Consider the following 12,571-nt stretch of genomic DNA (forward strand, 5'->3'; position numbering starts at 1 on the left):
GGGTACCGCTGTGACGGGAACGCAGTACGGGGGTGTGTTGAGGGGCTGAACGGTCAGCCGCGCGCGCGACGTCGTGGGGCGACCTCGGAGTCGCCGGCTCGCAGCGCGAGCATCGCGGCACCGGGATCCAGCACGTAGATGTCCATGTCCTGCTCGGTCTGGGTCATGTGCTCGCGCATCACCCGCCCGGCCTGGGCGGGGTCCCCGGCGCGGACGGCATCGAGGATCTGCTGGTGGTGACCGATCGCGTGCTCGCGCACCGGTTCGTGCGCCGAGGTCTGGTGCCGGGTCAGCTGCAGGATGCGGGAGAGCGGGTCGAACAACGAGGTGATGAAGCTGTTGCGGGCCGCGTCCAGGACGTACTGGTGGAAGGCGATGTCCGCCGCGACGAACGCTGCGACGTCGGCGACCGCTGCGGCCGAGCGCATCCCCCTCAACGCGTGCTCCATGTCGGCCAGGTCGGCCTCGGTGCGTCGTGCCGCGGCGAGCTCGGCCACGGCCACCTCCACGACGCGTCGTGCCTCGATGAGCATGCGCGGTAGGGCAAGCCGGTCGCCGTCCCGGTTGGACCGGGCGAGCAGCAGCACCGGGTCGAGCACCGACCAGCTGTCGGAGGGGTTGACGAAGGTGCCGCGTCCCTGCTCGACCCGCACCACACCCTTGGCGGCCAACGACTTGACCGCCTCGCGCACCGTCAACCTGCTGAGCCCGGACTCGGTGGCGAGGTCGGTCTCGCTGGGCAGGGGCGCGTTCGTCAGGTACCGCCCGGCGATGATGTCGTTGACGATGGTGTCGGCCAGGCCTGACGCCAGGGGCGGTCGCACCGTCACTGCAGCCCCCTTCGCCGACGTAGTCCTCAGACATCATATGGGTGGTGGCGCTGGGCACGTTGGCTCATTTGCCTCGTCCGCGCTGCTGACGCCAGATGTTGAGCGCGACGGCGGCGACGATGATCACCCCGCTGAACACCTGCTGCCAGTACGCGGAGATGTCGAGCAGGATCAGGCCGTCCTGGATGAGGGCCAGCAGCACAGTCCCGAGGACTGTGCCGAGGATGCTGCCCTCCCCCCCGAACAGGCTTGCCCCGCCGATGACCACAGCTCCGATGGCGACCAGCTCGTAGCCGTTGCCCGCTGAAGGCTGCCCGACGCTGAGCCGGGCCGTCTCGATGATGCCTTCCAGCCCAGCGAGCCCGCCGGCGATGGCGAAGATGATGATCTTGGTGCGTCGGACTCGGATGCCGGAGAGCACGGCGGCCTGCTCGTTGGATCCGACGAAGTACACGTTGCGTCCGAAGCGGGTCCGGGTGAGGGCGACGTGGGCAACCACGGCTACCCCGGCTGCGATCCACACGGGGATGGGCACTCCGGCGATGGAGCCCTGACCGAGGACCAGGAAGGACGCCGGCAGGCCGCTGAGCGTCTGTCCCTGGGTGATGCCGAGGGCAAGACCCCGGGCGACCGCGAGCATTCCGAGGGTGACCACGAAAGGTGGGATGGAGGTGGTTGCGATGATGACGCCGTTGACCAGTCCCACCGCGACACCGGACAGCAGCGCGAGCGCCACGGCCAGGGCGATGTTCAGGTTGAGGCTGACCATCGTCTCGCCGGTGACGATGCTGGTCAGGGCCACAGTGGACCCGACGGAGAGGTCGATGCCGGCAGCGAGGATGACGAAGGTCATGCCTACGGCGATGATCAGCGACAGGGCCGCGAGTCGGGCTACGACGGTGATGTTGCTGGTGGTGATGAAGTAGGGCGAGCGCCAGGCCAGGAAGACGACCAGCACCAGAAGGACCCCGGCGAGGCCCGCCTCGCGGGCGGCAAGCGCCGAGCGCACACGGCGCGCCGAACCGGCGCCGCGGCCACCGCGGCTGCCGTCCCCGGCGGGCTCCGTCTCCGGGGGTGTGGTGATGACGTCGGACATGGTGGTCTCCTGGTCGGTGGTGTCGGGGCTGGTCATGACGCGGTCTCGTGGACGCCGGTGGCCATCGCCATGACCTCGTGTTCGTGGGCGGTTGGTCCGTCGAGCTCGCCGACAAGGCAGCCCTCCCGCATCACCAGGACGCGGTCGGACAGGCCCAGAACCTCCGGCAGCTCAGAGGAGATCATCAGGACCGCGACGCCCTCGGCGGCGATGGCTCGGATGAGGCGGTAGATCTCTGCCTTGGCGCCCACGTCGACCCCGCGGGTGGGTTCGTCGAGGATCAGCACCTTGGGGCGCCGAGCGAGCCAGCGGGCCAGGATCACCTTCTGCTGGTTGCCGCCGCTCAGGGTGCCCACCGTGGTCTCCACCGACGACGCCTTGACCTGCAGCTCGCCGGCGAGCCGCTCGGCGAGGGCGCGGTCACGTCTGGCGGAGAGCACCCCGTTGGTGGACACGTCGTCCAAGCACGCCGAGGACATGTTGGCGCGGATAGACAGGTTGAGGAACAGGCCTTGCTGCTTGCGGTCCTCCGGGACGTAGGCGATCCCGGCGGCGATCGCCTCTCGGGGGCTGCGCAGGTGCACCTCGGTGCCGTCGATGAGGACGCTGCCCCCGGTGCGGTGCAGGTGGCCGAACACGGCGAGGGCGGTCTCGCTGCGACCGGCCCCGACGAGGCCGGCCAGCCCCACGATCTCCCCAGCGGACACCGACAGGCTGACGTCCCGGACACGAGGCCCGGCGTGCAGCCCACGGACGGTGAGCACCGGCGTCGGCGCTGGTCGCGGAGCCCCCCGGGGTCCAGTCGGGGGTGCCGGCCGGGTCCCGTACATGTCGATGAGCTCGCGGCCGACCATCATCTTGACCACCTGGTCGGGGGTGACCTCCGCCGTGCGGTGCACCCCGACCAGCTCACCGTCACGCATGACGGTGATGGCGTCGGCGACAGCGAAGATCTCCCGCATGCGGTGGGAGACGTAGACGACGCTGACCCCCCGCTCGCGCAGGCGGACCACCAGCGCAAGCAGCCTCTCCACCTCGTCCTCGGTGAGCGAGGAGGTCGGCTCGTCCATCACGATCAGCCGGGCGTCGATGGATAGCGCCTTCGCGATCTCCACCATCTGCCGGCGGGCCACGTTCAGCCGACCCACCTGGTCGTTCGGGGAGGCATTGATCCCCAGCTCCCGCAGCAGCCTGGCCGTGTCGCGGCGCATCGCCGGGAAGTCCACTCCCCGCCACCCACGACCCGGTTCCCGACCCGCAAAGACGTTCTCGGCGATGCTGAGGTGCTCGGCGAGCATCAGCTCCTGGTAGATGACCGCGATGCCAGCATCTCGTGAGTCCCGGGGACTCCGCAGCTCCGTGGGGCGACCAGCGACCTCGATGGTGCCCTCATCGGCGGTGATGGCACCGGCGAGGACTTTCAGCAGGGTGCTCTTGCCGGCACCGTTCTCCCCGACCAGGCCCATGACCTGACCGGGCTCGACCACCAGGTCCACCCCCCGCAGGGCACGGACCCCCGGGTAGCTCTTGACGATGCCCTGCATGCGGATGAGCGGTGCTTGGTTCACCGTTGAACTCCGACTTCCTTGTTGGCCAACAACCCGAGACCGGGATGGCGCCCTCAGTCACCGACGACAACCGCGAGGGGTGACGGGGTGACTGAGGGCGCGGCGGTGACTAGTGCGGTGCCGCAGCCTGGAAGGCGTCCAGGGTCGCCGGAGTGACCACCTCGACGCCGGTGTCGACGTTGAAGTTGGCCGGCAACGTGGACTTGCCGTCGTGCAGGTCGATCAGGATCTGCAGGGCCTGCTCAGTCATGCCGTAAGGCTTCTGGGAGATGAGCGCATCGACGCAGCCGCCCTTCATCCCGTCGACACCCTGCGGCACGACGTCGAAGCCAACCGTCTTGATCTTGCCGCACTGCCCACCGGACTTCAGGGCACCCGCGATCCCGGGCAGGTCCGAACCACCAATGCCAGCAAAGCCAGCGAGGTCGGGGTGGGCCTGCAGGATGGTCTCGGCCTTGGCCTGGGCGTCGCCGACGGACTCACCCGACTGCTCCGTGGCCACGATGGAGATGTCCGGGAACTTGGCCAGGCCCTTCTTCAGACCATCGAGGCGCTGGTTCAGGTTGGTGGCGCTGAGCGAGCCAATTACCACAGCCACCTTGCCCTTGCCGCCCATCGCCTTGCCGAGAGCCTCGGCGGCCTTCTCCCCCGCCGCCACGTTGTCGGTCCCGATGTAGCCCTGGACCTCGCTGTTGGGGACCGGGCCGTCCCAGGCGATGACAGGGATGTTCGCCGCTCGGGCCATAGCCACGATCTGGGTGACACTGCCCGGGTCGTTGGGGGACACCGCGATGCCGGCGGGCTTCTTGGCCAGCACAGACTCGAAGATGGCGACCTGCTTGGCCGCGTCGTCGGTATCCGGGCCCAGGAACTGAGCCTGCACACCGAACTTGCTGACCCCGGCCTCCATACCCTTTCGTGCGTCCACCCAGTACGGGTTGTTGAGCGACTTGGGCAGGAAGACGTAGGTGTTCGAGCTGACGTCGGAGGCAGATCCCCCCTGGACGGCAGCACCCCCGCCGGCGGCGCCCGTCGCCGGGGCGCTCCCGGTTCCGGCGCTTCCGGCGCCGGAGCTGCACGCGGTAGCGAGGAGGGAGGCGGAGACGAGAAGGGTTCCCAGCATGGCGACTCTGCGCATGATGACTCCTGTTTCTGAGGTGGTGAGGGAGGGGTAGGTGCGGTTCGGGGTGGTGTGGCTGGGGTGGAGGAGGCGTGGTCTCACGACGGCGTCCGGGGGGAAGCGGCGGTTCGGGTGAGCTGGCGGAGCTTGGTGCGGACCACCTCGCGCACGGCTTCGCGGGCGGCATCCAGAGCGGCCGCCACATCCGAGCTGGGTTGCGCACCCGGCAGGGCCAGCTCGACAGCACCGAGGAACGCGGTGCGAAGCTCGGTGTTCACGTTGACCTTCGCGACCCCGAGACCGACGGCGGCCTCCAGCTCCGCGGCAGGGAGCCCCGAGGCGCCGTGCAGCACGAGCGGGACGGGCACGAGGGAGGCCAGCCGCGCCAGGAGCTCGAGGTCCAGGGGTACCGGGTCGGCGGCCGTGCCGTGCACGTTGCCGACCGCCACCGCCAGGGCATCTACACCGGTGCGTGCCACGAACTCCTCGGCGAGACCCGGGTCGGTCAGCTCGCCGGGGCCCGTGCGCTCGGAGCGGTCCTCATCGCCGGGGATGGCCCCCAGCTCCCCCTCGACCCAGGCCCCGTAGGGGGCCGCGGCCGCCACCACCGACTGGGTCAGGGCGATGTTGTCGGCGAAGGGCAGGTGCGACCCGTCGACCATGACCGAGGTGTACCCGGCGTCCAGGCAGGCGCGGATCTCCTTGAGGCTGCGGGAGTGGTCCAGGTGCACCCCCACCGGGACGCCGGCCAGGTCGGCGGCCAGCAGGGCCTGCGCGGCCAGCTGTGCGCGACCTGCGTGGCTGAACGCGCTCGCCCCGGCCTGCAGGATCACCGGGCACCCGATGTCCTCCGCGGCCAGGGAGATCGCCTGGGTGATCTCCTGGGTGTAGGTGGAGAACGCGCCCAGCGACCAGCCCTGCGCGTAGGCAGCGCGCAAGGTGTCCGTGCCCCGGTCACGCACGGTGGACCTCCCTGAGGATGGACACGGCGTCGCGCAGGGTCGACTCGTCACCGACGTTGCCCGCGAACACGACGTAGGGAAGACCCGCGGGGGCGGTGTCGGTGACCCCACCCGGCTCGGTCCGCCACACCGAGACAATTCCCGCGAACAGCTGCCCGAGCACCGTCGCCCGATGGATGTCCAGCCCGTGCGCGGCGATGTCGTGGGAGGTGATGCCGCCCTTGGCGATCACCCACCCGAGCTCGACGACGTCGGTCAGGCGCCGGGTCAGCTGGACCAAGGCCGCCGACACCAGCCGGGACAGCTCCAGGCTCGACTCGCCCGCGGCAACGACGACCCGGCGACGGCTGGTCACCAACACGACGTCGGCGGTGCTCGCCGCGGCAGCCATCGCGGCCGCGCACCGGTCGATCTCGACGGCGGCCCCCGCCGGGTCCAGCAGGGCCTCCACGTCGAGCCCGACGGGGATGATCCCCGGCAGCTCGAGCAACGACTCCAGCTGCCGCGAGCTCAGCGCGACGTGCGAACCGACCACCACCAGGCCCCGCCCTGGGCGGGCTCCGGCGGCGGCGATCTCGCTGGCCTGCAGGGGTGCGCGACGGTCAACGCCCGCCCGGATCGGGACGAAGCTCGGCCCCACCCGGCACAGGGCCCGCCACCCGGTGGCCTCGGCCTCCCCTAGGGCCAGGGCGACCACCTCCAGGTCGGCGTCGTCCAGGGCGTTCACCACGACCACCGTCCCGCGGCGCGCGGACAGCAACAGCTCGAGCACCCGGCTCACTCCCCCTACCCGGATGTCGTCCAGGCCCAGGCTCACCACCTCCACGGCGGTGCCAGCCCTTTCCCGGACCCACTCCGGCAGTGAGGAGCTGCGGTACCCGAAAGCCGAGTCGGTGGCGTAGTCGGTCTCGCCCACCGGGACGTAGTCGGTCCCGATGCGCGCGTAGTGGATGTCCCCGACGGTGACCCGTCCCGCGTCGAGGTAGGCGGGGGAAAGAACAACAGCGTCGTAGGGGTGGCCGCGGCCGGCTGCGGCGTCCGCGAGGACGTCGGTCTCGAGGGGGAAGTGCCCTCGTAGGGTGGAGTCGCTGCGGCTGAGCAGCACCACGGTGGTGCCGACCTCGGCGGCGATGCGGGCAATTCTCTGGTCGAGGTCGACGAGCAGTGCGCGGGCAGCCCGCTGGTCCAGGCTGCGGGTGTTGGTGAGGATGAAGAACGCGCGGGCGGGGTGGGCGAAGGCCCACCGCAGGTCCTCGTCCGCCCACGTGATGAGGACCGGGACGTCGTGCACGACCTGGCTGCCCGTGGGGTCGTCATCCAGGACGACCACGTGCGTTCCGGCGGTGGCGTTCGCCTCCCGGATGCGGTGCAGTGCGTCGGGGACCTCGAGCGCCTTGGGGAGCCCGGACCGCAACCGCTCTACGGTGGTGGTCCCGAACGGGACCGCGGTCACCGGCCCAGGACTGGTGCTCACGCCCCGTGCTCGCGCACGGTCTTGGCGAGCAGCTCCACACCGATGCGGGGGCTGGACAGCACGCGCAACCCGGTCTCGGACTCCAGGCGTCCCACCAGCCGCTGCATGGAGGCCTGCGCCAGCACGAGCACGTCGACCTCACCGGCGAGGTCGGCGGCCTGCTCGGCGACCAGCCGGTCGTGCTCCTCCCGGTCACCGCCCATGAGCACGTCGAACGCGCCCGGGCACAGCCGCTGCACGATCTGCGGGTGCCGACCCGAGTCCAGCGCCCTCGCCGTGATCAGGTCGCTAGTGGGTCCCAGCGTGGTCGGCACCGTCGCCAGGACACCGATCCGGTCGTACGTCGCGGCGTACACCGCCATCGCCTCGTCGATCTTCACCACCGGGACGCCCACCGCGCGCTGGGCGGCATCCAGGGTCGGTCCCAGCGACGAGCACGCCGAGAAGATCACATCGGCCCCGGCAGCCTCCGCGGCCTGGGCCAGGTGCACCATCCGGGCCTCGCTGGAGGCCGAGATGCCCTGATCACGCACCACCGTGGCGAGAACATCGGAGTCGACGAAGTGCATCAGCTCAACCCCCGGGATGAGCTCGGTGATCAGGTCGGTGATCACCGGCTCGACGGTGACAAACACGAAGCTCGTGTGCAGTACGGCAACCTTGGCCACGGCGACTCCTCCGATGTATCCAACAGACGTCTGATGAGATTGGCATCACAGTGCCCTCTCGTCAAGAACGGGTTTCGGAGGCCTCAGCCGGACCAGGTGGCGACGGTCAGGGGGTCAGCTCGCGGAGCACGCGGTACAGGTCGGCCTTGCCCTCGAATCCGATACCGGGCAGCTCAGGGACCACCACGTGGCCGTTGGAGACGGTGACCCCGTCGGGGAAACCACCGAACGGCTGGAACAGCCCCGGGTAGGACTCGTTGCCGCCCAGTCCGAGCCCCGCCGCCAACGCCAGCGACATCTGGTGCCCGCCGTGCGGGATGCACCGGCGCGGGGACCAGCCGTGCTCGGTGAGAACGTTGAGGGTCCGCAGGTACTCCACGGCCCCGTAGCTGAGCGCGCAGTCGAACTGCAACACGTCACGGTCGGGGCGAAGACCCCCGTGGAGCAGCAGGTTGCGGGCGTCCTGCACGGAGAACAGGTTCTCGCCGGTGGCGATGGTTCCGGGGTAGACCTGCGCGATCTCGGCGTGCAGCGCATAGTCCAGCGGGTCGACCGGTTCCTCGAACCACGCCAGGTCGTAGGTCGACAGCGCCTGCGCGTAGGTCAGCGCCTCGGCCCGGTCGAAGCGGCCGTTGGCGTCGACGGCCAGGCGCTGGCCGGGACCCAGCACACCGAGCACGGCCTCGATCCGTCGCAGGTCCTCCGCGAGCGGGGCGCCCCCGATCTTCATCTTCACCATCGAGTAGCCCAGGTCGAGGTAGCTGCGCATCTCCTCGGTCAGCGCCTGCAGGTCCTTGTCGGGGTAGTAGTAGCCGCCCGCGGCGTAGACGAACACCGAACGGTCCACGTGCCCGTCGCCGTACCGATCTGCGAACAGCTGGAACAGTGGGAGTTCTGCGATCTTGGCGGTGGCATCCCACACCGCCATGTCCAGCGTGCCCACTGCGACCGACCGCTCCCCGTGCCCGCCGGGCTTCTCGTTGACCATCGCGGCAGCCCAGACCCGGCCAGGGTCCAGGTCACCGTTGTCGTCCAGCAGCGACTCCGGGTCAGCTCCCAGCACCCGGGGTATGAAGCGTTCGCGCAACATCGCGCCCTGGCCGTAACGGCCGTTGGAGTGGAACCCGTACCCGACGACGGGCCGGCCCTGCCGCACCACGTCAGTGACCACTGCGACCACACTGAGGGTCATCCCGCTGAAGTCGATGACCGCGTTGCGGATGGGAGACGAGATCGGAAACGTTCGCTCCCGGACATCCACGATGCGCATGCCAGCACTCCGTCCGTCGGGCCGGAGCGTGGGATCACCTCCGTGCGCGGCGCAGATTACGCGCCCCGGTTCAGCGGGCGCCCCCGTCGTGCGCGCCCGCCCCGGCACCGACCGCGGCGGCCCGGGTACGCCATAAGGCAGGCCCCACGCCCTCCACCAGTGCCCCGACCCCGGGGAGTAATGCGCAGTTTTTCTTCTCCCGCCCGACGTACTGCTCAGGTGCCGGGCAGTCGGGGCCGCACAGCGGGATCAGGGGGTAGCTGGGCATGCCCACCGGCGTCGGTGACGACGACGGTGATCCCGGCCGCGAGGAACGGGGCCAGGGCGCTGGGTTCCGCCGAGTCGTCGGTCACGAGCGTCCAGCCCTCGGGCAGCCGGGCCCAGGCGTGGAAGGGTCGCTGACCGAGCTTCGCGGCGTGGGCCAGGACGTAGACAGTCTCGCCGCGACGCGCCATCAGCTCCTTGAGCCGGGTCTGTTCCATGGCCGCCTCGCAGATCCCGTCGTCGGCGGTGACGGCGTCGGCGCCGAGGAACACCCTGTCAAAGCTCATGCGCTCGAGCGCAGCTTCAGCCAGGGGACCGACGAATCCTTGGGACAGGTGCCGGAGCGTGCCGCCCAAGCACTCCACGTGCACAGCCTCCGCGTCGGCGAGAGCCTCGAGAGTGGTCAGCCCCACCGTGGCCACCATGAGGGGGGCGTGCCCGCGCAGCTCGAATGCGAGTGCACCGGTGGTGGACCCGGCGTCGAGCAGCACCGACTCCCCCACGAGGACCTGGGCGGCTGCCCAGCGCCCGATACCCCGCTTGGCCTCGAAGGCCACCCCGATCCGCTGACGCAGCGAGGCCTCCGGGTGTGCGCTCAGGGCCATGGCGCCGCCATAGGTCCGCGCCAGGCGCCCCCCGGCGGTCAAGGTGGCCAGGTCCCGGCGGATGGTCGAGGCCGTTACGTCGAACTCCTCGGCGAGGTCCTCGACCGAGGCAAGTCCGCTCGTCGTCGCGAGACGGACGATCTGCTCGCGTCGGTGACGCGAACGCAGCTGCCGGGAGGTGCCGGGCTCGTTGGGCATCAGCTGTTCCTCTCACGTGGAGCGGAGCTGCGGTGGGTCATACGCTCGGCGGCGGGGACATCTGCGCGGCCTGGCGGAGGGCCTCGACCATGCTCCCGATCTGAACGGTCCCTGTCCCGGCGATGTCGAAGGCCGTGCCGTGGTCGACTGAGGTGCGGATGACCGGCAGACCGACGGTGATGTTGACCCCCGACTCGATGCCAAGGATCTTGACCGGGCCGTGGCCTTGGTCGTGGTACATCGCCACGATGAGGTCATAGTCGCCCCGGCCGGCGACGAAGAACGCGGTGTCAGCCGGTATGGGTCCACGTGCGTCGATGCCGTCGGCCTGGAGTCGCTCGATGGCCGGGACGATCTTCTCTTCCTCCTCGCCGTAACCGAAGAGCCCGTTCTCCCCGGCATGGGGGTTGATGCCGCAGACCCCGATGCGAGGTTCGGGAACCCCGGCCCGCAGCAGTGCCTCGTGCCCCCGGCGCACCGTGCGCTCGACTAGCCCGGGCTCGATCTTGGCTACCGCGTCGATGAGGCCGATGTGTGTGGTGACGTGGATGACCCGAATCTTGGGCGAGCTCAGCATCATCGACACCTCCCCGATGCCACAGAAGTGGGCGAGGAGCTCGGTGTGCCCGGGGTAGAGGTGTCCGGCCGCGTGGAGTGCTTCCTTGTTCAGCGGGGCGGTGCAGATGCCCTGGACCCGTCCGGCCATGGCGAGCTCAGCGGCCACCCGCACGTACTCGTAGGCGGCGTGGCCGGCGATGGCCGACATTTGTCCGAAAGGCAGGTCGGCGGGCAGCAGTCCCAGGTCGATGACGTTGATACGGCCGGGGGTGAAGACCGCGGCCTCGGGGGTGGCGACGACAACGATCTCCGGGTGCAGCCCGAGCGCAGTCGCAGCGACCTGCAGTCGCACGGCGTCGCCGATTACGACGGGGCGACACCGCTCGTGGGCCGTCGGGTCGAGCAGTGCCCCGACGATCACCTCCGGCCCCACCCCGGCGCCGTCGCCCATGGTGACGGCGATCCACGGACGGTTGTCTTGTGTGGTCGACGTGGGAGGGGGGGTGGAGGTGGTCATGACGTGGTGCCTTTCGTGAGGTCGCGGCCAGATAAGGGGGTAGGTGTCGTGGGTACGGGGTGAGGTTCGCCGCCGGTGGGGCGCAGCGCAGCGAGGATCGACACGAGCGAGTCGGGGCCACCGAAGCTGCCAGGCCGGGTGACGACGGTGCGGCCGTCATCGGTGGTGGAGATGACGGCGCCGTGGTGCACCGAGCCCGTCGGGGTGAGGGTGCGAACCCCCAGTGCATCCAGCACCCGACGCGCGGTCTCGCCGCCGGTCAGCACGAGGTCGACCGGGCGGCCGACCTCCCGCAGCGCGGTGGCGACCAGGGTGGCCAGCCTTGCGACCAGGGCCCGGGAGACAGCGCCGTCCACCTCCGCCTCCACGGGTGGCACCCGGAGGATGAGCGCACCCACCGCGAGGCCCGCGATGATGGCGTCGACCCACTCGAGACCGCCGGTGCCGGCGAGCATCGTTGCCACCGGGAGGACCAGCTCGGGGATACCCGCGGCGACCAGGTGTGCCACCTGAACCGCGGCCACGGCCTCCGCCGTACCGACCACGATCAACGGCCCGTCGACCGGCAAGGGGCCGGCAGATCGCACGGCCACACCCGAGGGGGTGTCGTTCCCCAGTGAGCGCCCGATGGCGGCGGCGAGTCCACCTGCGCCGGCCAGCGCAACACCCGGGACGCATGCGGTGGCGCGAGCGACCCGGTCGAGGTCGGCATCGCTCACCCCGTCGCAGACAGGAACCCGCCCGCCGGCGATGACCGACTGCAGCTCCTCAACCAGGTGGTCCGACCGAACGACGGACAACGGGACGACGGTCACGGAGAGCGGGTGCAACGCCTCAGCCAAGGAGCTGGGTGCACCCCGTCCTTCCACGGCCCAAGCGCCGACAGCGGAGAGGGGCAGCCCAGCCGCTGTTGGCACGCCGTCGATCACCACACGCTGCAGGACCGGTAACGCACTGGCCACGACCACAGGGCGGACTGCATCAACGGCGGCCGCGACCGGCCCGCGCAGTAAGGAGTCAAGCTTGAGAAAGATGCGTGCGGAACGCGCCTGGGAAACCACACTGTGGATACGGTCGGCCACAACCTCGGGTGGAAGGTGGCGGGAATCCAGGTCGACCACGCAGATCCGCGCCCGCAGCTCGACGGGATGGTGCCCCCCAAGGACGACCTGAGCGTCGGCCCGGGCCGCCCCCAGGAGGACAGTGATCTCGGCGGCACCGGAGAGGTCATCAGCAAGAGCAAGCATGTCGATGCCGGTCGGTGTGACCATCGCTCGCCTCCCGTCGACGCACGGCCCGCGGTGCCCGCTCGTATGTGTAGCCTCGCACGAAGTGCGCACAACGCGTTCTTACTTGCACGAATCACGCACGTGGTGCAGCGTCACTCCCCATTCCCGCCCGGACCGGGTACCACACCGACTGCTGACGCGAGAGGTCGATG

Annotated in this window: 11 protein-coding genes; all 11 read right to left on the reverse strand. The window is 70.1% G+C overall.

Annotated features, from left to right (window positions below):
• Positions 1–53: 53 nt before the first annotated feature.
• On the reverse strand, positions 54–830 hold the full coding sequence (locus tag RHODO2019_RS18450; protein ID WP_265384965.1) for a FadR/GntR family transcriptional regulator: 777 nt from the start codon (positions 828–830) through the stop codon (positions 54–56).
• 64 nt (positions 831–894) lie between these two features.
• The gene (locus RHODO2019_RS18455; RefSeq protein ID WP_265384966.1) at positions 895–1,962 is read right to left on the reverse strand and encodes an ABC transporter permease; all 1,068 of its coding nucleotides are present in this window, start codon (positions 1,960–1,962) and stop codon (positions 895–897) included.
• The gene (locus RHODO2019_RS18460; RefSeq protein ID WP_435532254.1) at positions 1,959–3,470 is read right to left on the reverse strand and encodes a sugar ABC transporter ATP-binding protein; all 1,512 of its coding nucleotides are present in this window, start codon (positions 3,468–3,470) and stop codon (positions 1,959–1,961) included. The genes RHODO2019_RS18455 and RHODO2019_RS18460 overlap by 4 nt, the downstream gene beginning before the upstream one ends.
• A gap of 133 nt (positions 3,471–3,603) precedes the next feature.
• A complete protein-coding gene (locus RHODO2019_RS18465) occupies positions 3,604–4,632 on the reverse strand; it encodes a sugar-binding protein (protein WP_265384968.1) in 1,029 nt (342 codons plus the stop codon).
• A gap of 80 nt (positions 4,633–4,712) precedes the next feature.
• On the reverse strand, positions 4,713–5,576 hold the full coding sequence (locus tag RHODO2019_RS18470) for a class II fructose-bisphosphate aldolase (RefSeq protein ID WP_265384969.1): 864 nt from the start codon (positions 5,574–5,576) through the stop codon (positions 4,713–4,715).
• On the reverse strand, positions 5,569–7,050 hold the full coding sequence (locus tag RHODO2019_RS18475) for a four-carbon acid sugar kinase family protein (protein ID WP_265384970.1): 1,482 nt from the start codon (positions 7,048–7,050) through the stop codon (positions 5,569–5,571). Before RHODO2019_RS18475 ends, RHODO2019_RS18470 begins: the two co-directional genes overlap by 8 nt.
• Positions 7,047–7,718 carry an aspartate/glutamate racemase family protein gene (locus RHODO2019_RS18480; RefSeq protein WP_265384971.1) on the reverse strand — a complete coding sequence of 224 codons (672 nt, stop codon included), beginning with the start codon at positions 7,716–7,718 and terminating at the stop codon, positions 7,047–7,049. The genes RHODO2019_RS18475 and RHODO2019_RS18480 overlap by 4 nt, the downstream gene beginning before the upstream one ends.
• 106 nt (positions 7,719–7,824) lie before the next feature.
• Complete coding sequence (locus RHODO2019_RS18485) at positions 7,825–8,988, reverse strand: mandelate racemase/muconate lactonizing enzyme family protein (protein ID WP_265384972.1); 1,164 nt, start codon at positions 8,986–8,988, stop codon at positions 7,825–7,827.
• A 215-nt stretch (positions 8,989–9,203) separates the two neighbouring features.
• Positions 9,204–10,055 (reverse strand): DeoR/GlpR family DNA-binding transcription regulator, encoded by an 852-nt coding sequence (locus RHODO2019_RS18490; protein WP_265384973.1) that lies wholly within the window; start codon positions 10,053–10,055, stop codon positions 9,204–9,206.
• 37 nt (positions 10,056–10,092) lie between these two features.
• Positions 10,093–11,130, reverse strand: coding sequence for a 4-hydroxythreonine-4-phosphate dehydrogenase PdxA (gene pdxA, locus RHODO2019_RS18495; protein ID WP_265384974.1), 1,038 nt, complete (start codon positions 11,128–11,130; stop codon positions 10,093–10,095).
• Entirely contained in the window at positions 11,127–12,401 is a 1,275-nt protein-coding gene (locus RHODO2019_RS18500; protein WP_265384975.1) for a four-carbon acid sugar kinase family protein, read from the reverse strand. The genes pdxA and RHODO2019_RS18500 overlap by 4 nt, the downstream gene beginning before the upstream one ends.
• Between the last annotated feature and the right edge of the window lie 170 nt (positions 12,402–12,571).

Source organism: Rhodococcus antarcticus (genome assembly GCF_026153295.1).
GTDB lineage: Bacteria > Actinomycetota > Actinomycetes > Mycobacteriales > Mycobacteriaceae > Rhodococcus_D > Rhodococcus_D antarcticus.

Excerpts from the sequence above, each read along its gene's own strand:
- RHODO2019_RS18485 (WP_265384972.1), bottom strand. The coding sequence starts at position 8,988 with ATGCGCATCGTGGATGTCCGGGAGCGAACGTTTCCGATCTCGTCTCCC.
- RHODO2019_RS18460 (WP_435532254.1), bottom strand. The coding sequence starts at position 3,470 with ATGCAGGGCATCGTCAAGAGCTACCCGGGGGTCCGTGCCCTGCGGGGG.
- RHODO2019_RS18455 (WP_265384966.1), bottom strand. The coding sequence starts at position 1,962 with ATGACCAGCCCCGACACCACCGACCAGGAGACCACCATGTCCGACGTC.
- pdxA (WP_265384974.1), bottom strand. The coding sequence starts at position 11,130 with ATGACCACCTCCACCCCCCCTCCCACGTCGACCACACAAGACAACCGT.
- RHODO2019_RS18465 (WP_265384968.1), bottom strand. The coding sequence starts at position 4,632 with ATGCGCAGAGTCGCCATGCTGGGAACCCTTCTCGTCTCCGCCTCCCTC.
- RHODO2019_RS18490 (WP_265384973.1), bottom strand. The coding sequence starts at position 10,055 with ATGCCCAACGAGCCCGGCACCTCCCGGCAGCTGCGTTCGCGTCACCGA.
- RHODO2019_RS18500 (WP_265384975.1), bottom strand. The coding sequence starts at position 12,401 with ATGGTCACACCGACCGGCATCGACATGCTTGCTCTTGCTGATGACCTC.